Here is a 22,211-nt window from a genome sequence, read left to right on the forward strand (position 1 = left end):
GGCAGCTCCTAGTTTGAACAAACTTTATCCTCAAGGGGGTTGGTTACTAAGGTGCACACAACCATGTTTTTTGCACTGGGAACAGCGTGCCCAAATGGGTCAAAATAGCCTCAACATGATTGGCTAAGTAGAAATGGGCACCTTCATAGACCTCAATGTTGATGGGCTGACTACTCACTTGTTGCCAGGCTTGGGCTTCTTCGTAGGTGAGCTCGGTATCAGTTGACCCGAGCATCACGGTGATTGGAAGCTGCAATTTTGGTGCATTAAGGTTTGGTTGATAAGTCTCAATTAACTGGTAATCATTGCGCAGCAACGGCAACATCATCTCTAGTAGCTCTGGAAGGGCATTGAGATCAACCTTCGTACCATTGAGACGTTTAAGCTCATTAAGCATGACTTCATCAGGGGCCTTGTGTACTTCGGTCGCATGGTGGCAACTAGGTCCTTCAACAGCAGACACCACCAGTTGAGTTGGAGGCGGATAGCGATAGGCCTGAATGCGCATGGCAAGTTCGTAAGCGATACCGCCGCCCATACTATGTCCAAACAAGATATAAGGCTTGTTGAGTATTGCTTTAAGTCCTGTGGCCAAGTTGCCGACCAAACGATCCATGTCCGAAATCAAAGGCTCAGCCATGCGGTTTTCACGACCTGGGTATTGTACAACCACGACTTCTAAATCTGAGTCGGCGATATTAGCCCAGTGACGAAAGTAGCTTGCACTGCCCCCTGCATGAGGCAAAATGATTAACCGTTTAGAGGCATTGGGGCGTGCTTTAAAAATGCGGTAACAGGCACTGTTGTTGGTGTATGTGGTATTAAGCATTGTTGTACTTCTGTGTAAGTGGCTTGAGGTAATCGCGGCTGACCGCAAAGTTTGGGAGGCTGAATTGGGCCAATATGGATTTTAGGTTATCTGTGGCGTATTGGTGGTGACCACCTGAGTCCATACCTTGCTTGAAGTAAAGCTCAACAAAGCTGCGCACAAAGTTGTCATTGAGTTTGTCTTTCCATGTTATAAAATCAAGTGGTTGAATATCGCAACCGAGTTCGTTAAACCAATTATAGATCTGTGCAACATCGGTACTTTGGTCTGACACTAAGTGGAAGTTACTGTTTTGGCCCGTCGCACCTTTCACTATGGCCGTGATGCAGGTTGCCACATAGTCTACGGGAACAATGTTTACCGCCAGCTCGGACGCAGGATAGGCGTGAATATTCAAGCAAGCACGATAAAATTTTAAGAATGCATCATCATTAATAAAGGGTGTTTCTGTGGTTGCCCAAGTGATGGTTCCGGGACGTAAAATATTGACTGGTACGCCGTGTCTTCTCGCTTCAGTAAATAAGGTTTCAGCCATAATTTTTGACTGCTCATACGTTAACTCCACTTCACGCCATGGCACCACTTGGGTATGTTCTACCACAGGCTGAGGTACATCACTTGGTAACGCGTGGTGTACTCCGATAGTAGAAATATAATGCACTGGCTTCACTTGATGCGAGCTTGCTAAGCGGATAATTTCACGGGCGCCTTCGACGTTGGTTGGGTAAAGAGCGGAAAGTGGATCCATGAGGTTAATGATCGATGCATTGTGAACTATCACATCCACTTGTGTACTTAGAGCTTGATAGTCTGTATTGCTTAAACCAAAGTAAGGCTCGGACATCGTACCGCTGATTATCTGAATACGCTCGTGAGGTATAGCTGTAGGCAGGCCTTTTTCTGCAGCGGCCTGCTCTAAACGTGAGAATCCATGCTGAATATCATCACAGCGCATCAAGCATAGAATACGATAATCCGTAGTATCCAATATTTCGCGCAAAACATAGCTACCCAAATACCCCGTGCTGCCAGTCAATAATAGGGTTTTTGGTTCGGAATTCGAATCATACGGTAGGGCATCAGCAAGGCCTTCGAGTGCTTCAGTAGCCATGCTGTTTAAATCAATACTCTCAAGCCATGCTTGTTTTGCTTCATTTGCTTTTGCCAGTGCTTCGGACATTTCGCTGAATACGGCATGATTGAAAATCAGGTCAATATCTGCATCAAAGCCGGCTGCTAGAAATGCGCTTAGCAGGTTGATGGCATTTAAGCTGGTACCACCAAGTTGGAAAAAGTCATCGTGGCGCGATACCTCCGTCACGTTGAGTAAATCACGCCAGATTTGCGCCACGGTTTGCTCAACATGATTGTCAAATGGTGCTTCATATTGTGTTGCCAGTTGCTGCTGTAATTGCGTCAGTTGTACTTTAAGCTGTTTTCTATCAACTTTACTGTTTTGACTAAGAGGAAGTGTGTCTAAGGTAAAGAAATGCGTCGGTAACATGTATTTAGGCAACTTGTCATTAAGTAAGGTGCCCAACTCACTGAACATGATTTCGCTATCGGTTACTTCTTTGACAACCAGTGCCGCAGCTAAGTTACCATCAGTAGATAGATTGACCACCGCGACGTCTTTTACAGCTGGATGTGCGGCAATAGTTGACTCTATTTCACCCAACTCAATACGATGACCATTGATTTTGACTTGGCCATCTTCGCGCCCTTGAATGGCAATGATGCCGTCATCCATAATGCAGCCCAAATCGCCAGAGCGATAAAGCCTTTCACCTGTTTGTGGATGTTTAATAAATAGCTCAGCAGTTTTTTGTTTATCGTTTAAATACCCTAATGCCAAACCATCACCTGCTATATACATTTCGCCGGTGACCCAAGTTGGGCAAGGCTCTAGCCGGTCATTTAAAATGTGGATTTGGTGGTTTGCTAGTGGCTTACCATAGGGTACTGAAGCAGCATCATCCGCGATGTTTTTGACTGTGTGCTGGACACACCAAATCGCGGTTTCAGTAGGGCCGCCTTGGCTGATCAAGTCAACATGAGGCAGTTGTTGGATTACTTGCTTTGCAAGTTGGACAGGGATCCAATCGCCAGAGAGCATGGCTAACCTAAGTGTACTGAGCGTCTGATCTTCCGCCCATGGCAAACTGGTCATCAGCATTTGCATTTGCGCAGGTACGGAATTCCACAGACTGACCTGGTGCTTGGCGATCACTTGATGCCAGTGGTTTGGATCTCCCCGTAGCTCTTGAGCTGGTAATACCAGAGTTGCCCCTGCTGAGAGAGTGCCAAAGATATCCCAAACTGAGAGATCAAAGCCGTAGCTCACCAGTCCTAAGGTTTTATCTTTCGAGTTGACATCATACAGGCGATTAATTTCCAACACGGTATTCAGTGCTGCGCCGTGCGATAGCTGCACCCCTTTTGGCTGACCTGTCGTACCGGAGGTGTATATTACATAAGCTGGGGCTTCGACAAAAATTTGCTGCTGTCGACGTTGTGTGAATATTTCCAATAAACCCTGAAGGTCTTGCTGTGGAATAGCCGGTAGTAATTGATCAAATGCAATAACAGTGACATCAGAGCCAAAGTCTAGGTTAGCATATTGCAACTCTGTGAGTACGATTTTGGCACCTGAGTTAGCGATGATTGATTGCTGACGAGCAAGCGGGTGTTTTGCCTCAATAGGTACATACACACAATCGGCAAACAATACAGCAAACACTGCTGCAATTTGTTGTGTGCTTTTGTCTGATACGATTGCAATATGGTCGTTCGGTTTTACCGAGTCGACAAAGGTGAGCCTGATTTGAAGTGCCAACTGTGCAAGTTGTTGGTAAGTCATTTCGCCGTTTTGGTCGATCACCGCAATTTGATCTGGGGTATCTAGAACATGTCGTGCAAATCCAGAGTGCAAATATCCTTTAGCTTGTTCTGTTTTGGTGTCGTTTAGCGCGGTGATGTGTAGTTGCGTTTGCTTTGGCAAACTCACCGGGCTGGTGGACTGCCATAGTGCTTCATTATTAGCCAGCTCGTGTAATAGTTGACAAAATGCTTGATGTGCTTGCTCAATCACACCGGCTTGGAAAATCCCTTGACGGATATCCCAATCTACGATCAGCTCTCCACTGCGCTCCGTTGCTTGACAATCAAGCCAGACTTGTGGCGTTTGAGTAATTCCGTAACGCAACTGTGCATCATGCATAAATTGGTTGCTGTCTAACTCATCACCTGACAAACCAAGGGTGCTAGTGTAGACAATTGGTACTATGGTATTGCTTTGCTGTATTTGGTTCATAGCTCGTAATACTTCAACGCCAGTAAAGTCACTGTGTTCCAAATCACGCCAAAGTTGTTGCTGTAACTGACTTGCCCGCTTCGCGAAACCTGCTTGCGGATCTGGCGATACCCCTAACACGTTTACTGCGATAAAGTCGCCAACTACGCCACGGACATCTGGGTGTACATTGGCGCGATTCAACATGGTGAGGTTTAAACAAAAATTAGGATGGCGAGACCAGCGTCCAATTACCTCTGTAAATGCGGCTAATACAAGGCTAGAAGGTGTTAGTTTATGCCTTGCCGCTCGCTCGCCAAGGCGCTGCCAAAGGGTGGGGTCTAACTTAAAATGTAAGCGAGAAAACGCGACGCTTTCCTCGTTGCCTGTACTTTTTGCTCTTGGTAGCTCGGGAGGAGCTGGCAGCGTTTTAATGCGTTCTAGCCAATAGGCTTTGTGCTGTTCATAGCGCTGTGCTGTTTTAGGATGTTCTAACAAGGCTTTGCGTGCGATAACAATATCTCGGTACGAAACCCCCAGAGGCGCAAGAGCACGCTCTGGATGGTTATATAATTCACCGAGTTCGGCGAGCATAATTTGAATGCTAGCAAAATCGGCGATAAGCAAGTCGATAGAAAAATGCAGAATTGACCCTTCACCAGTCTGGCTAAGGTGTAAGTCATATTGTGGCCATTTATCTGGTTGATAGTGGCGGTGAGCCAACTGTTCACGCAGGCCTAATAGTTTTTGCTGACGAGTTTGCTGGTCAAGCGCTACAAACTCATGCACGCGGATCGCTTTTGGCGTAACCTGTGCGATAATTTGTTGAGTACCATCAAGGTTGATAATAGCGCGTAGCATATCGTGGCGCTCAACTAACTTGTGCCAAGCCGTTTGCAGGCGTTTTGCATCAATATTCGGTAGGTCCAACTCAATGTAACTATGACAGCCAACACCACCATACTCAACGGCATTGTTACGGCCAACTAAGTAAGCGACCTGTAAATCGGTTAGTGGAAACGGCTGATAGCGGTCTGCATAATTAGGCTCTATAGCTGCCATTACAGGGTCGCTTAAATAGTCGATAAGCGCTGCTTTGTTGTCTTGTAATTGTGTTTTTAGTGCTGCTGTCATTACTCCAGCAGGGGCCTTAAATTTTAAGTTGCCTTGATCGGCCCACAGGTAAACGCCGCGGCTTTCGAAGTCAGCGATAATACTGGCGATTGTCATAATGTACCCTCTTCAAATAGTTCATCTGTGTCAGAGGTTGTGCCGCTTAGGTCACGCCAAGCTTGTGTTATGGCATTAGCGAAGCTGGCAATACTTGGGGCGCTAAATAGTGCTGTAAGTGACACAGATGTTGGAATAATGTGTTGTTGTTGCAGTGTTTGGATAAGCTGTGTTGCGCTCAAGCTATCACCACCTATGGCAAAAAAGTCGTCGTGGCGAGAGAGCTGAGGGCGTTTTAAAAGTGATTGCCAGATTTTTGCAAGCTGTTCTTCAAGCTCACCTTCAGGCGCCTCGAACTCAGCTTGCTTTAGCTCCAATGCCATAAATTCATTGAGCAATTGCTTTCGGTCAATTTTACCGTTGGCGCTTAGCGGTAATGTCTCAAGTTCTAATAAATGGCTGGGCACCATGTATTCTGGAAGTTGCTGTTCCAGTTGTGCAGTAATTACCTGTGTATCTAGCGTGGCTTGGGCTTCCTTAACAAAGGCGGCAACGAGCTTTTTCGGCTCACCAATCGTTAGTGCAACACCGTGACTTAAGCCTTTAACCTGAGCCAAGGCGGCGTCGATTTCACCAAGCTCAATGCGATGTCCGCGAACCTTAACTTGGTGATCAATTCGGCCTAAGAACTCGAGGTTGCCATCCGGCCAGTAACGACCGCGGTCACCCGTGCGGTACCAACGCTTACCATCAGCCATCACAAAGCGCTGAGCTGTAAGTTTTTTGTCTCCTCGATAGGCAGTGGCAAGGCCCATACCGCCGATCCACAGTTCACCTGCAACCCAATCTGGACAATCACGGCCACATGGGTCTACCACACGATATGTTTGGTTCGGGAGCGGTTTACCGTATGGAATAGATGACCAATGTTCAGGCAACTCACCTTTTACCTCACAGCTGTTTGACCAAATGGCTGCTTCAGTGGCACCACCCATGGCAATTAATGGGATCTGTGAGTGAGTCTTGGCTTGTAATCTTGGCGGTAAATCTAGGCCAATCCAATCACCCGATAGCATCACTTGCGAAAATGGCAGTGGGCGTGCATCGTTTTCAGCAACGACCAGTAGCATATCGAGCAATATCGGCACTGAATTCCAAGTAGTGACATGATGTTGATGCACTAGTTCAAGCCACGTAGCTGCGTCTCTACGGCTTGCCTCATTGAGTAATACAACACTGCCGCCAACGCTTAACAAGCCAAATAGATCGTATACCGAGAGATCAAAATCCAATGCAGAAACAGCAAGTACTCGGCTATTGCTGTTGATAGCATAGTGTCGATTTAGCTGGTCAATGGTATTTGCAGTCGCTTGATGACACATTTCGACCCCTTTGGGTTCACCGGTAGAACCTGAGGTAAAGATCACATATGCGGGTGCATCTGTTGCTACTGTCAAGGGGGTTGCCAGTGGCGTAAAGTCCTCTGCATCCGTTACATTGAAGCGAGTGACACCCTGCTCAACGTCTTGGTTGATGTGTGCTTCGTTCGTAAGTATCCAACGGATCCCCGCAGTGCGATGAATTTTCGCTTGACGGCTGGTGGGTTGATGAATACCAATTGGCACATAGCAGCCTCCAGCGGCCATAATGCCAAATACGGCAGCAACCTGATCTACCCCTCTTGGCAAGCTCACTGCCACCGCTTCACTTAGCGATAATCCTCGTTGAGTAAGTAAGTGGGCGATACGCAGTGCTTTATCTGCCAATTGGCCATAGGTTACTATTTGCTCATCAGCTATCAGCGCAACGGTATCGGGGTGCTGACGGGCATAGTCAAACATAGCCTGGTGTAAAGTACGAGGCGTTTGTTCAGCGTAGGTGCTGTTTACTCGGTCTCGCACCAACTGTTGAGATTTGGGTAATGCGTGGCTAAATGCTGTATCCGTTGAAATAGATACTTCGTCCAGTAATGTTAAGAAACGGCTAAACATATTGTCTAGCAACTCAGCTGGAAACAGTGCATCGACGGCATCCCAAGATAGAATGAGCTCACCTCTGAACTCATACATTTGATGATCAAGCCAAACCTGTGGGGTTGCTGACAATCCGCCATCGGTAAATTGTGGTAAATCTTCGTTGAAAGAGTCTGCCAGTAAGTCGTCAGCCATCCCTAACGTACTGGTAAAGACAATGGGCAATGCAGCTGCGGTGCGCCCCATAGTTCGGCTACGCTCTCTTTGCACCCACACTGATGAAACTGCTCGGTGATCAAGTACATCAGCAAGTTGCTCTTGCAGTTGTTTTGCATGTTGAGCAATTGTGATGTGCTCATCAGGGTGGTAAGCAAGGGGGGCCAGAGACGTAAAATCACCAACAATACTGCCAACTTCAGGATGTACATTTTGACGATCAAATAGAGTTACATTTAAGGTATGTGGATGGCCACCACTGTACTGACCGAGTACTTCCGCATAGGCACTCAGCACTAAAATACTTGGTGTTACATTTTGCGAGCGAGCCGCTTGTTTAATGGCTTGCCACTTGGCTTTTGGCAATCTTGCACTGCGGCGAGAGAATTCGCTGTGTTCAATTTGCAGTGGATCTTGTGCCAGTGGTAGTGCCGCAGCATCCGGCAAGGTAGATAAACGTTCTTGCCAGTATGCTTGGGCTTCATCTATGGCTTGCTGGCTATGTTGAACTTGGGTGACATAGTCTCTAAAGGTTAAGGAAAGTGGCGTTAGTTCAGTATCTGGCGCTTGGTATAAAGCAGCGAATTCGCGCAATAACAACATGATGCTATAGCCGTCTAGTGTCATGTAGTTAAACATCAAAGCAAGACGCGTACGCTCAGTTTCACCCGCTTGATATCTTGCAACTTTAATCGTTATCGCATCATGTAAATGTTGGCTATTTTTAGTTTGCCACCATGCGTGAATTTGCGTTCGTGCTTGGTCTAAACAGGTGTAAGTCATTGGATCGATATCCAATTTTGGTATGCCGCTTTGCTGCAACACAACCTGTTGGTTATTATCGCTCACTTGGGCGCGCAACATATCATGGCGTGCATACAGCTTTTTCCATGCGAACATCATTCGCTCGGTATCAAGCGTTAAACTATCGAGTTCGAGTAAGTAGTGAGTGCCGCAATTAAGCGGGAAGCCCGGGGTTTGGCCTAACCAATAAGCACTTTGTACTTCAGTCAGTGCAAATGGTTCAAACTGATGTTCGGGTCTAGCTACAATTTGCTTGCACTGTGTGGCTTCATGCATCTCAAGTGTTGCTGCAAATGCACCAAGCGTTGGGCTGGCAAACAAAGTGCGTAAAGGTTGCTTGGTCGACAACCCTTGTTGGGCGAGCTGAGTTAGGAATTGGGTCGCGACCAGCGAATCGCCACCGAGTGCAAAAAAGCTGCTTTCTAGGCCAACATTGGCAACCCCAAGTAAGTCTTTCCAAAGCTGTGCAACTTGAAGTTCGTTATCTGTTTGTGGCGCTGTTACAGCCACTTCAACGCTAAGTTGGTCGTCAAGCTGGGTAGCAAGTTGTTTTCTATCTACTTTCCCATTAGCGCTTAGTGGCAGTGCATTTAAGGCTAAGAAGTGACTCGGTACCATATAATCTGGCAAAGAAAGAGCAAGTTCTGTTTTTACTGCATCGAGATCCAGTTCCGTGCTTTCATCCATTACCAGTGCAGCAACCAACATTTTAGGCTCGCTAATGGTTAATGCCACTCCACGAGAAATGCCTTTAATACGGGCGAGAGCCGTATCAATTTCACCCAGTTCAATACGATGACCGCGTACTTTCACTTGGTGATCTATACGCCCTAAGAACTCAAGGTTGCCATCTGGCCAGTATCTACCTCTATCGCCGGTACGATACCAACGAGTAGCTTCGTGGTTGACAAAGCGCTCAGCTGTGAGCTTTTGATCTCCCCGATACGCACTAGCAAGGCCTGCACCACCTATCCATAGCTCACCTGCAACCCAATCTGGGCAGTCGCGTCCGTAGGCATCGACGACACGGTAGGTTTGGTTCGGTAGTGGTTTACCGTAAGGAATGGAGTTCCAGTGAGCTGGAATGTCGCCCTTTACCTCACAGAAATTCGACCAAATAGCTGCTTCTGTTGCGCCACCCATAGCGATAAGTGGAACTTCGGCTTTATTTTTGGCTTGTAAACGCGGTGGAATATCTAGGCCAATCCAATCACCTGACAACATCACTTGTTTGAAAGGCAGTTGCCTGTCATCTTGCTCTGCAACGATGAGCAACATATCCAGCAGGACGGGTACAGAGTTCCAGACAGTGATATTATGTTGGTGCACGAGCTGTAACCATTCGCTGGCATCGCGGCGGTTTTCATCACTGAGCAACACAACTTGGCCCCCCACACCGAGTAAGCCAAAGATATCGTATACCGACAAGTCGAAATCCACTGCAGACACTGCTAATACACAGCTATGTTTATCAATTTTATAGAGTTGATTGATTTGATCTATGGTGTTTGCGGTTGCCTGATGGCACATTTCCACCCCTTTTGGTTCACCAGTCGAGCCCGAGGTAAAAATAATGTATGCAGGTTGTTCTGGTGATACTTCTATAGGCATTGCTTGTGGTGTACTTGCTGTAGCCACGTCCAACCTTATCACTGACTCGATGGATTCGACTTCTAAGTGATCACTGTCAGTAAGCACTAATCGGATCCCTGCTATACGATGTATTTTTGCCTGACGGCTCGCAGGCTGATGGATCCCGATTGGCACGTAACAACCGCCCGCAGCCATAACTCCCAAAATAGCCGCAATTTGATCTATGCCACGTGGCAAAGTGACTGCAACAGGTTCTGCTGGTTCGAGCTGATGTTGCTGCAATAGCGCTGCAATACAGAGCGCTTGCTCACATAGCTGTGCATAACTGACATGCGAGTTTTCAAATACCAGTGCCGTGTCGCCGGGGTTTTGCTGTGCGTGCGCAAAAATAGCATGGTGCAAAGTGCGTGGTGTTTGTGGGCGTTCGGTGTGATTTACCGCGAGACGTGTATGCGCTTGTGCATCAGGTAATGGTAAGGACAGCTCCTCTTCCCAACTGCTATGACACAGCTTTTCAAGCGCACCAACATAGCTGTTGAACATGTTATCAATCATACCGGCTGGGAAAAGTGCATCCACCGCATCCCAAGATAGAATAAGCGAACCATCAAATTCGTATAATTGATGGTCGAGCCAAACTTGCGGTGTTTGTGATAAACCTCCAGGTACAATCTTGGGGAAATCGCCGTTTGAGTTTTCAAACAAGCCGCCACCAAGACCCAAGGTGCTGGTAAATACCACAGGCAGCGCTGCTGATGAGAGTGTGCTATGGCGAGCTTGCTCGCGCTGGATCCAAATTGATGAAATTGCTTTGTGTTCAATAGCCTGTGCAATTTGCAGCTGCGCTTCCTGCGCTTGTACCAATAATGAGTTACCAATATTTTTACGAAATGCGATGGGGGCTAATGTGGTGAAGTCACCAAACACTTTATTGATATCCTCGTGCACATCTTGGCGGTCAAACAGGGTTAAATTGAGCGTGTGATCACCTTCGCTCCAGCGTCTCAGCACATTGCTGTAGGCCGTTAATAGTAGTACTGAAGGGGTAATGCCATAGGATCTCGCTTTATTTTTAAGTGCTTGCCAAGTAGTCGCATCTAGTTGTGCTTCGCGGCGCACAAATTCAGGCTGAGTAATATTTTGTGGGTCTTGTGCCAGTGGTAATTGTGGCGCAGGTGGTAAGGTATTAATCTGTTCTCGCCAGTATGCTTGTGCAGCTATACGCTCTGCATCATTGTGTTGCACTTGGATCACGTAGTCTCTAAACGAAACATTAATCTCAGGCAAGTGATAAGCGGGATCGTTATAAAGGCTTGCAAGCTGATCTAGCAGCAATTTAATGCTAAACCCATCGAGCGTTAAGTAATCAAAAATGATCCCTAAACGGGTCTTATTAGTACCATAATTTACGGCGCAAATACGGTGATTAGGTAACGTCACTGACTCATTTTGGTCGTGGCTTTGTAGCGCCTGTTCACAAACTCTACGCCAAAACTGGTGGAGATGATCCCGAGCAGCATTGGCGTGATTATTGGTTTCTGATTTCAAGCTCACTTGTGCAATAGACACCGCAGGTAAATGAGACAGCAGTTGTTGCTGACCGTCTGGTGTGATCACTGCTCGCAGCATCTCATGGTGCTCAACCAGTTGGTCCCAAGCTTTTGCCATACGTTGAATATCGACATTTTCTCCCTCCAACTCTAGCAAATACAAAGTGCTGCAGTTAAGCGGCAATCCCGGTGTTTGGCCCATCCAATAAGCACGTTGTACCTCGGTGAGAGGGAATGGTGCATAACGATTATCTAGATCTGCCACTATTTCGAGTTTTGTTATCGGCGCGATGCTTTCTAAACGCGCTGCGTAGGCGCTTAATTGAGGAGATGAGAATAAGTCGGGCAGTGGTTTTGGAGATGCCAAACCTTGTTGTTTGAGCTTTGCAATAAGCTGAGTCGCAATTAAGCTATCTCCACCTAACTCGAAGAAATGGCTTTGCTGACCGATTTGCTCAACCCCCAGTAAAGACCGCCATATATTGGCAAGGCATTTTTCGTTGTCTGTTTGCGGCGCGGTTAAACTCAACGCACACTGCTGCTGCGTGGCAGCCAGCTGGTTGACAAGTGCTTTTCGGTCTATTTTACCATTGCCACTGAGTGGCAGCTGCGGTGCAAATTCGATATGGCTTGGCACCATATAATCTGGCAGTAGCTTGTGTAATTGGCGTTGTATGGCGGCGCTGTCTAACGTGCTTTGAGCAGCTAAAACCACAACACTCGCTAGGCTCTTAGGCTCGCCAATGGTCACGGTAACAGCGCGCTGAACACCATTAATATTGGCAAGGGCTGTATCAATTTCACCCAACTCAATACGATGCCCGCGTATTTTAACTTGATGATCGATGCGTCCTAAAAACTCGAGGTTGCCATCAGGCCAGTAACGACCTTGGTCGCCAGTGCGATACCAACGCTCGCCATGTTGTTCAACGAAGCGTGCCGCCGTTTGCGTGCTATCACCACGATAACAAGTTGCTAGACCAATACCGCCGATCCATAGCTCACCAGGAACCCAATCTGGGCAATCTTGACCGTGCTTATCAACAACGCGATACTTTTGGTTTGGCAGAGGTTTACCGTATGGGATTGAGTGCCAATGCAGTGGCAGTGGTGAGCGAACTTCACACCGGTTTGACCAAATAGCTGCTTCTGTTGCGCCACCCATTGCAATAATAGGTGGATTGGTGGCGCTGATATGTTGTAGCCGAGGAGGAAGGTCTAAGCCTATCCAATCACCAGACAACATCACCTGCTCAAAGTGCAGTTGGCGGCTATCTTGTTCCGCCGTGGTCAAAAGCATATCTAGCAATATCGGAACAGAGTTCCAAATAGTTACCTTGTGTTGATGTACCAGCTCAAGCCATGCTTGTGCATCACGGCGCTGCTGCTCATCAATAACGACTAGCTGTCCGCCAACACTTAACAAACCAAAAATATCATATACAGAAAGGTCAAAATCAAGCGCTGAAACCCCGAGCGCACAGCTATCTTGGCCAATTTGATAGTCTTTATTGAGCTGATAAATGGTATTGGCAGTGGCCTGATGACTCATTTCAACCCCTTTGGGTTCACCTGTAGAGCCCGATGTGAATATGATATAGGCGGGATTTGCAGGGTCTTTGATAACAGCTGATTCTAGTGGCTCAGCTAAAAGCGCTTGTTGAATATCAATACATTTTACTGCTGGGTCATGTTCTGGATCGTCACCAATAGCAATTGCTAGCTTGACCTCTGCGGTGCGATGGATCTTTTCTCGCCGTGATTGAGGCTGGTGAGGTCCTATAGGCACATAACAGCCACCGGCTGCCAGTATTCCAAGTATCGCTATGATCTGCTCAGCGCTTCTGGGTAATGTTACGGCTACAGGTTCTGCACTATTCAGCCCTTGTTGCTTCAAATAAGCGGCTATGCGTAGCGCTTTTTCAGCGACGGTGCGATAGCTTAACCGTTCGCTGTTGAATATTAATGCAGTCTTATCTGGGTGTACCTGAGCACCTCTAAAAAATGCTTCATGCAATGTATGTGGGGTATAAGGTGCGACGGTGTTATTGGCTGCTTTGCGTTGGATTTGCTGATACTCTGGCAGGTCAATAAGATGTAATGCGTGCCATGCACTGCTATTTGCCGCTAGGTTTTCAAGTAATGCAACATAGCTTGCAAACATAGTATCAATTAGCGACTCTGGGAAAATCTCATCCACAGCATCCCATGCCAGCATCAAACCTTCATCGACTTCATAGACTTGATGGTCTAACCACACTTGCGGCGTTTGCGAGATCATATAGTTAAATTGACCTAATACCGTGTCTTGTTGCGACAGAAGTGGGGTGCCTAAGTTACAGGCAAATACGATAGGTGCGCTCACACCCTGTGCATAACCGTGTTTTACTAAATCGCGTTGGATTTGAACTGCGGAATAATCACTGTGTGCAACGTTTTGGTGAAACTGGCTTTGTATTGCTTTCGTATGATCAATAAAACCTTTTGCTTCACTAAAATCACAATCTAAAAGCAATAGATTGGTGAAGTCGGCAACCATGTTTTCAATGCCTGGGTGCTGAGTTTTGCGATCAAAAAGAGGTAAGTTCAGCGTGAATTTCTGCTCGGCACTAAATTTGGCAAGTACGTACGCATAACTAGTGACGAGCAACATAGCGGGCGTCACTTGATGCTGTTGTGCGGTATTTTTAAGCGTCTTCCACTGGTACTGGCTCAAGGTGTGCAAACGGCGAGAAAATGTTGGTCGAGTGATCGTTCGAGGGTCGCAACGAAGGGGAAGCTGTGGGCCCGAAGGTAGGGTTGCTAAACGCGTTTGCCAATAAGCTTTGTCTGCTTCAAACTTATCTTTATTTTGTGCATTTTCAAACGCTAGATACTTTGCGAAGCTCCAGTGTGGATCCGTGTTGAGTGTACCGCCATGATAAAGCACCGCAAGATCTTTTAATAAGATATTTAAGCTCTGCACGTCAGCGACCAGTAGGTCTACATCAAAGTGGATCCGACATTTTCCTTCGGGAAGTAAACTCAATTCCAGCCCTAGGGTTTGACCATACTCAATACCTAATTTTCGGTGTGATAGACGGCTGCGGATTTGTTCTGCCGCTTTAGTTGCCTCATCAAGAGTTAGTGACCTAAAGTCGTTAATTGCAAGCCCCGGAGTGGGTAGCGATGAATGCACTTGCTGGGTACCAGACTCAGTAAACTGCGCACGTAGCATGGGATGATAGTGATAAAGTGCATGCCAAGCTTGTTCGAGCCTAATTGGATCGATGTCTTGATTGTCTATTTCCAGATAGGCGTGACAACCGACGCCACCAAGCTCTTGCTCATCTTGGCGACCAATCCAATAGGCATATTGCACGTCAGTGAGCTCAAACTCTGCGTAGGGATCTATATCGGGTAGTTTAGGGGCTTCAGTAACTTCGACATCAGTATCAATTTGCGTGCATAAAAGTGTTATCCAGTCGCTAAGAACTGGTTGTTCAATCAGTTTTGAAAAGGTCACTTTTGCGCCTTGTTTTCGCCACTGATTGACCAAACGCATCATATGCATTGAGTCTAAGCCAAGTTCAATAAGGTTGGCATCTAGCTTGTCTTCAAGCGGTGTTTGCACAAACGCTTGTACATGTTTTAACAGCTGTTTCTTATTTAGGGGGGTCTTTACCTGTGCCATGTGTTAGCCCTGCGCCTCTTCTAACGTTTTTTCATCAATTAGGTAGTTGGCGATGCAACTGAGTTTTTCGATGGTTTCTGTCAATTCACGCTCAGGCTTAGATTGATCAATGACACCAGCGCCAGCTTGTAGCCATGTACTGTTATTGGCGCGATAAATTGAACGCAGCACTAAAGCTGAGTCCATAAACCCGTCATTATCTACAATCATTACACAGCCGCTGTACCAACCTCTGCTATTTGGTTCAAGGCGCAATATGGCTTCTATGGCCTCACGTTTTGGGATCCCTGACGCCGTAACCGCAGGGAAGAGCGCTTGAAATGCATGCCATGGGTTTTTACCATTACTTAGTTGACCGCAGACGCGAGAGGCTAGGTGTTGTACACTGCCGCGACGGCGCACAGCCATAAATTCACTTACCGAAATTGAACTGGGTTCACATATTTGCTCCAATTCTTCTTGGGCTAATTTTACTGATACAGCGTGCTCGGCTATTTCTTTGGTGTCGTTAAGAAGTTCTTCTCGCAGCTGCTGCTCTTCTTGTGGCGAGTTACCAAGTGAGCGAGTACCAGCTAGAGGCTGTGTGCTGATATATCCCTTGTTGCTGGCTTCGAGTAGGGTTTCTGGGCTGAAACCTGCAATTGAAAAGTCGTTTAGCTGGTAGAGGAATGAGCGTGCAGGGGAATTATGTAAACGGCCGTAGCGGAAGCTCTTATTCAAGCAAATGCTGTCCGGTACATGAATACGGCGAGACAAGATCACTTTTTGATATTGCCTGTTGCAAATTTCTTCAATGGCTTTAGCAACCGATGTTTTATATTCATCTTTATATTGCGTGTTGATCTGTGGTGTTTTTAGAGGCTTAAAGGCAGCCGTACTCTCCGTTTGTACGCATGATGTATCTGCTTTTAACACTAATGTTTCAAGCGCTTTGAGGTCAGCCTCAGTCAACGCGCGCAATGTCGCTTTATTTGCTTCAAGGCGTACCTCTAGTTTTGGCACAAATAATTGTAAAGACTTTTCATGCTCAGTGCGTGTTTGAATACCGTGAAATACGCTGGCTAGTTCAAACTTAGCTACGCCATATAACCGCCAGTTTTCGAATTGAATACTTTGCAGGGCCTGCGCCATCAGCTCGGGAAAAGGCTTGCCATTAAAGTGTTTTGTCTTTTCACCTTGTTGTAAGATTATTTCGTTGCCGTTAGAGTGCAGTTCAGCTACTTTGCCAAGGCCAACAGACCAAGCAGATTTACACTCGTATACGGCTTTAAATGGATGATTACTGAGCTCAGAAATACTCGGGGCTAACTGCGCTAAAGTTGACTGGACAGAGATGGTTTTTTCAACATAGGGTATTGGTTTTAACTGATTCATGGTGGTCTCTACATACTCATCTTCAGCACGTTTTATTAGTGCTTTTTTATTGATCTTTCCTATAGCAGTGAGTGGCCAAAAGCTGAGCGAAATGATTTGATCTGGATATTTAAAGCGTGCTACCTGCTGTTCTTGCAGTAGTTGATAAACCTCACTGAGGGAAACAGGTTGACTAGAAATAATGCAAGCACAGCTACGTTCGCCAAGATATGCGTCTGGTACGGGCACTAGTATGGCTTCATCAATATAGGGGTGGGAGAGCAGGCGTTGTTCTATTTCTGCGACAGCGATTTTTTCTCCTGCTCGGTTAATCTGTTCTTTGATCCGCCCTTCAACAATTAGGTTACCAGCTTGGTTCATACGTACTAAATCACCCGTACGGTAAAAGCCATCGGCGGTAAAGGTTGTTTGGTTATGTGCTTGTGCTTTGTAGTAACCCGCGATGGTATAAGGACCTTTGGTTTGCAGCTCACCAACGCTACCTCGAGCGACGGGGTTGCCTTGTTCGTCAACAATGCGTATTTGATCGAGGTCGCAAAGTGGGCGGCCTTGGGTATGCATCACTTCATTTAACGGATCATCCAGGCGGGTGAAGCACAGTAATCCCTCGGCCATACCAAACACTTGTTGCAGTTGACAACCAAGTACATCAGGCACTTGTGTCGCTTGCTCGGCAGTGAATTTAGCACCACCCACTTGCAGCAGTTGCAGGCTACTTATATCGGTGTCATCCCATTGTTTAGCCTCAAGCCATAGTTTCGTTAAAGCGGGTACCAAAGCGGTGTGAGTAACTTTGTGTTGTTCTATAAGTGGAAACGCTTCGTCTGGCCCAGGTGTTGGACACAGCACCACTGTTCCACCCTGACAAAGCGTGCCAATGATCCCGGGACATGCCAAAGGGAAATTATGGGCGATTGGTAAAACCGCTAAATAAGTGGTTTGCTCATCAAATTGACATAGCTTGGCAGAAGCTTTGGCATTGAAGTAATAGTCATTGTGACTGCGTGGAATAAGTTTAGGGGTACCTGTAGTACCACCAGAAAGCAACATGAGTGCCGTGGATGTTGGATCAATATTAGAAACCTGCATGGGCTCGGTGCTGTCTAACTGAGAAAGGGATGTATACGGGGTATCGCTTGGTGTATCACTCGTGACCAAGACATGCTCAATACTTGAACATTTGGACACAATACGTTGGGCCATGGCAATATAATCGTGACCCAAATAACTGCTTGGCACTACGTATGCTACAGGGTTACTGAGTTCACACAACGCTACAATATCGGACTCACGCTGCGCGGGCATGGCCAAAATTGGGATGACACCTAATTGGAACATTGCGAAGCAACTAATTACAAAATCGAGAGAATTAGGCAATTGCATCATCACGTGGTCGCCGGCTTTTAAGCCGATATTGCAAAATCCAGCACGGCGCGCTATCACGCGTTGCTCAAATTGAGCGTAAGTGAGCTCAGTTTCACCTTCAATCAGGGCGACGTTATCTGAAAATTGAGACCGCCAATCGGCGACAAGGGAACCAAGACTTTGTTGCTGCCAAATATTTTTTTCAATATAGAGGTCTTGCTCAGCTTTCAGTCGGACTGGCGTATCAGTTGTTGTTTTCACTATTGTTCTCCGGTTATGAAGCACGGTCGCGGTTTATTTTTTGAGTCGAGGCAACTGCGAGTGTTATTTGTCATGAAGTTTTTTTTCTTGCCCAAAAAATATGTTTTTGGACAATTTGTTCCCACCCCAAAAAGTTGTTGTATGCCCCTATCGGTAATTTTTTCGGGAAAATTTGCGTGGATATCAGAGAACTTATACTTATTTCCGATCTGGGGGATATTGAACGGATAAGGGGAGCGTTGTCAGGGTTGCTGCAATAGGCTTAGCGCTATTTTTTATTGTGCTTAGATAAATCACGGTGTGGTAAAAGTGGCAGCATAAACCAGAGATACAAACTAGGTATTTGTTCTAGTCTTTAATGATTGACTCTGTTGTTCAAGTTGCACGTTTGGTTGATATAAACCTGATATCTCTAAAAGCTATGGGATCGGCAAGAGCATATTTGCGTTGTTGCACGATTTTAATACCGCTTAGGGTTAGTTTATACGACAGATTTTTAACCGCATTTAAAGGAGTAGGTATATGCGTGTTGAATCGCATGAAACCGAGGGACATTGCAGTCCCTGGTCAATTATTTTTGCTATCTGTGCACCTTATAAAGGCAAAATGTTGATAGCTTTTAGCCTAATGGTGCTTGTCACTTTGCTTGAAATCGTGCCTGTGTATTTGTTATTTCTTTCTATTCAAGCCTTACTTAATCCTTTATCGGCTTCGATTGAACAATTGTTATGGATTGCTGCAGGGATTTGTGGCGCGATTTTATTGAAATCTGGGTGTGCTATGGGCGCCTATTATTTCAGCCACCAAGTCTCTTTTAAGGCGCTCACTAAAGTTAGAATGACACTCGCAACCCAATTGGCAAATATGTCGTTGCTATGGTTCAGTCTTCAAAACCCCGCCGTTCTAAAACAAAATATATTGCAAGATGTTGAGCATATTGAAAACTTTATAGCCCATCAAAGTGTTGAGTTGTTTAACGCAATCCTTACACCTTGTGTCGTCTTTACGGTGATCGCATTTATAGATTGGCGGCTTGCACTCAGTGCGGTTGTTGTTGTGCCGCTAGCATTTTTTGTTAGTGGTTTATTTATGCATAAAACAGCAGGTCAGTACGAGCGGTTTAGCCTTGTGTCAGAGGATTTGACCACGACACTAAGTGACTACGTTAAAAATATGCCGTTGATGAAGCTATATAATTTAGACAGTAAACGATTTGCCGTTTTAAATCGAAAGTTGGATCAATACCAAAAGTTGGTACTCGAACTCACCGGCCAAACGGTACCTGGCTGGACGTTATACACCGCATTGCTGAGTGGATCTTTTGTTTGCTTGCTACCCGCAGCGATTAGTTTACATAGTGCGCAAAGTGTCACTACTGAGCAGGTTATTTTAAGTATATTACTGGCTGTTGGCATGCTTAACCCAATCATCAAAGTGAGTCGTTTTTTTATGGAAGCAAACGAGTTACTAGCTGGCGTTAAACGGATCACGCCTATCTACATGGCGCGCTTTTCTAATTCAGCTAGCACACCTGTTAAAGTTGATAAAAGGTTGCCGCTGATGCAGTTTCATCACGTGGATTTTGCTTACCAATCTCATCAGGTTTTGGCGGGCGTGCACTTTAAGCTAGTACCCAATTCATTGAATGTTATAGTCGGTGCATCTGGTAATGGTAAATCCACGCTTGCGATGTTGGCATGTGGTTTATTGTCTCCTTCATCAGGTAAAGTGCAACTATTCGGGCAGGATGTGTGTTTAATGAGTGACAGTGTCCGATCACACTTTATGAGTGTGGTGACGCAAGAGTGTTATTTATTTGAGGGTACCCTACGAGACAATATTTTGTTTGGCCGTAACCATATTAGCTCCGATGCGATAGAGCGCGCTATTATGGTCGCTCAACTAAAGCTTTGGATAAGTCAATTGCCTGATGGCCTCGAAACTCAGGTACAAGTACGCGGACAAAATTTGTCTGGGGGAGAAAAACAACGTATTGCTATTGCACGTGCTTTGGTGGCCGAGCCCCCTTTGGTGATTTTAGATGAAGCTGCGGCCGCAATGGATAATGTGACACAATCTAAATTCTATCAGGCTATTCAAACGTACTATCCAAACACCACTTTCTTGGTGATCACCCACAAGTATTTAGGTCTTGAAAATATCGGTCAGATCCTTGTCTTGAAAGAGGGGAAAATTGTCTCACAGGGAACTCATGGCGAATTGTTGTCGAATTGTGATTATTATCGTCACAGCTGGTTGCTACAACAAAGCGAAGGAGAGCAACAAAGTCCGATGAAAGACTCGTCAAATTTCCAACCTATACATTATGAGATTTAAATGGACAGACAAGCATTATTGAGTATTGGTCGTGTGATAGAGCATGCAAGCTCTGGCAAGTGGCGCTTTTATACTGGCGTTGTTTTTCGAGTGTTGGAACGTAGTGTGGCAATTGCACCGCTGCTGTTATGTTTCCACTGGCTACAACAGCAGTTTTTAACCACGCCAAAAATGATGCCTTGGCTTTCAACACCTGTGGATTATTTGATGGCGCTAGGTTGTTGCTTTGTGATGCAACTGATATGTGCATATATAGGCCAGTATCAGAGCTTTGTCGGCAGTTATCAGGTTGTTCATGCGTATCGTATTAAATTGATTAATCATGTACGACATCTGCCTCTTGGTCGTGTGCGACGCACCCATAGCAGTGAGTTTTTAGAAATGCTCACTGAGGATATAAAGAAAATTGAAGGTATTTTTTCCCATATCGCTCCCGATCTGATTTCTGCTTTGGTGACACCTGTGATTGGTCTAGTGGTGATGTTATTTATCAATCCTATTTATGCCCTTAGTGCATTGATACTATTGCCTTTAGCATTTTGGGTAATGGAGGTGTCGAAACGAAAGTTTGTGCAAGTCGCTAGCGCTAAGCAGCAATCATATCGGCAAAGTGCCAGCACTATTACCGATTATATTGAAGCGTTAAAAACCCTCAAGTTATATGACCAAGCACAAACATGGTTGTCCCATCTTGCCAAGCAGCTAGAGAAAACAAAGCAGCATAGCCTACAAGTGGAAATGTGGGGAGCCGGCCCCGTATTAACCTATCGCATAGTGCTAAATATGGTGCTCAGTATGTTTGTGATAATGCTAGCCATAGCCTTACCCGAGCAGCGTTTTTCAGGCGTAGATTTTACCACTATTCTATTTGCCCTGCTGCTAATCAAACTACTTGAACCCCTTCAAGAAGTTGGCGAATATCTAACGGTTTTACGTCTGGCTATGCAGTCTGAGCGCAAGCTTGAGGTTATTCTAAATGAGCCTGTGTTGGTAGAGCCAGATAGCCCCCAATTACCAAGCAATTTTGATATAGAGTTTGAGCGAGTATCGTTTCAACACGGGGCTAAAAAGGTCATAGATGATGTGAGTTTTTGTGTGCCACAAGGCACGACAATGGCCATTGTAGGTGCATCTGGTAGTGGCAAGTCTACATTATTAAATTTGTGTGCCCGCTTTTTTGACCCTAATTCAGGTTGTGTGAAAATCGGTGGCCTAGATCTTAAAGATATTGGCTCCAAGGGCGTGCATCAGTTAGTTAGTATGGTGTTTCAAGATATTCAGTTAATCGATGCCAGTATTGTTGAAAACATTCGTATTGGTCGGCTAGATGCCAGTGATGAAGAAGTAAAAGACGCGTGCAAAACGGCTAACTGCTTAGAGTTTGTTGATACGTTACCAAATGGCATAAATACCCGAGTAGGCGATAGTGGTTTATTGCTATCTGGCGGTCAAAGACAGCGTATTGCAATTGCCCGAGCACTATTAAAAGATGCACCTATTGTACTGCTTGATGAAGCCACAGCCTCACTTGATCCTATTACTCAATCAGAGGTAATCATCGCCATGAATAACCTGTTGCACAATCGTACCGTGGTGACCATTGCACATCGGCTTTCTAGTATAGAGGGTGCTGATCACATTATTGTACTTGAGCAAGGTAAAGTAGTGGAGTCGGGTTGTCACCATCGCTTGTTAGCGCAGAGGGGGCACTATACATATCTTTGGAATACGCAGGCTATGCAATTTGTGTAAAAGGAGTTTGTATTGCCATCAT

At 45.9% G+C, this 22,211-nt stretch carries 6 protein-coding genes; 2 read left to right on the forward strand and 4 right to left on the reverse strand.

Going from position 1 to position 22,211, the window contains the following annotated elements:
• Positions 1-46: 46 nt before the first annotated feature.
• Genes PNC201_RS20625 through PNC201_RS20640 form a run of 4 tightly spaced genes read right to left on the reverse strand, consistent with a single transcriptional unit; the run spans position 47 to position 18,100 of the window.
• Positions 47-829, reverse strand: coding sequence for a thioesterase II family protein (locus tag PNC201_RS20625; protein WP_102058261.1), 783 nt, complete (start codon positions 827-829; stop codon positions 47-49).
• Positions 822-5,351, reverse strand: a complete 4,530-nt coding sequence (locus PNC201_RS20630) for a non-ribosomal peptide synthetase (RefSeq protein ID WP_102058262.1) — start codon at positions 5,349-5,351, stop codon at positions 822-824. Before PNC201_RS20630 ends, PNC201_RS20625 begins: the two co-directional genes overlap by 8 nt.
• A complete protein-coding gene (locus tag PNC201_RS20635) occupies positions 5,348-15,100 on the reverse strand; it encodes a non-ribosomal peptide synthetase (RefSeq protein WP_102058263.1) in 9,753 nt (3,250 codons plus the stop codon). The genes PNC201_RS20630 and PNC201_RS20635 overlap by 4 nt, the downstream gene beginning before the upstream one ends.
• A gap of 3 nt (positions 15,101-15,103) precedes the next feature.
• Positions 15,104-18,100, reverse strand: a complete 2,997-nt coding sequence (locus tag PNC201_RS20640) for a salicylate synthase (RefSeq protein WP_158299147.1) — start codon at positions 18,098-18,100, stop codon at positions 15,104-15,106.
• Positions 18,101-18,622: 522 nt separating this feature from the next.
• Between PNC201_RS20640 and PNC201_RS20645 the strand changes: the two genes are divergently transcribed.
• Positions 18,623-20,437 (forward strand): ABC transporter ATP-binding protein, encoded by a 1,815-nt coding sequence (locus PNC201_RS20645; protein ID WP_102058265.1) that lies wholly within the window; start codon positions 18,623-18,625, stop codon positions 20,435-20,437.
• Positions 20,438-22,189 carry an ABC transporter ATP-binding protein gene (locus PNC201_RS20650; RefSeq protein WP_102058266.1) on the forward strand — a complete coding sequence of 584 codons (1,752 nt, stop codon included), beginning with the start codon at positions 20,438-20,440 and terminating at the stop codon, positions 22,187-22,189. It abuts the gene before it with no gap.
• Positions 22,190-22,211 lie beyond the last annotated feature (22 nt).

This window comes from Pseudoalteromonas sp. NC201 (assembly GCF_002850255.1).
Lineage (GTDB): Bacteria > Pseudomonadota > Gammaproteobacteria > Enterobacterales > Alteromonadaceae > Pseudoalteromonas.

Excerpts from the sequence above, each read along its gene's own strand:
- PNC201_RS20625 (WP_102058261.1), bottom strand. The coding sequence starts at position 829 with ATGCTTAATACCACATACACCAACAACAGTGCCTGTTACCGCATTTTT.
- PNC201_RS20630 (WP_102058262.1), bottom strand. The coding sequence starts at position 5,351 with ATGACAATCGCCAGTATTATCGCTGACTTCGAAAGCCGCGGCGTTTAC.
- PNC201_RS20635 (WP_102058263.1), bottom strand. The coding sequence starts at position 15,100 with ATGGCACAGGTAAAGACCCCCCTAAATAAGAAACAGCTGTTAAAACAT.
- PNC201_RS20645 (WP_102058265.1), top strand. The coding sequence starts at position 18,623 with ATGCGTGTTGAATCGCATGAAACCGAGGGACATTGCAGTCCCTGGTCA.
- PNC201_RS20650 (WP_102058266.1), top strand. The coding sequence starts at position 20,438 with ATGGACAGACAAGCATTATTGAGTATTGGTCGTGTGATAGAGCATGCA.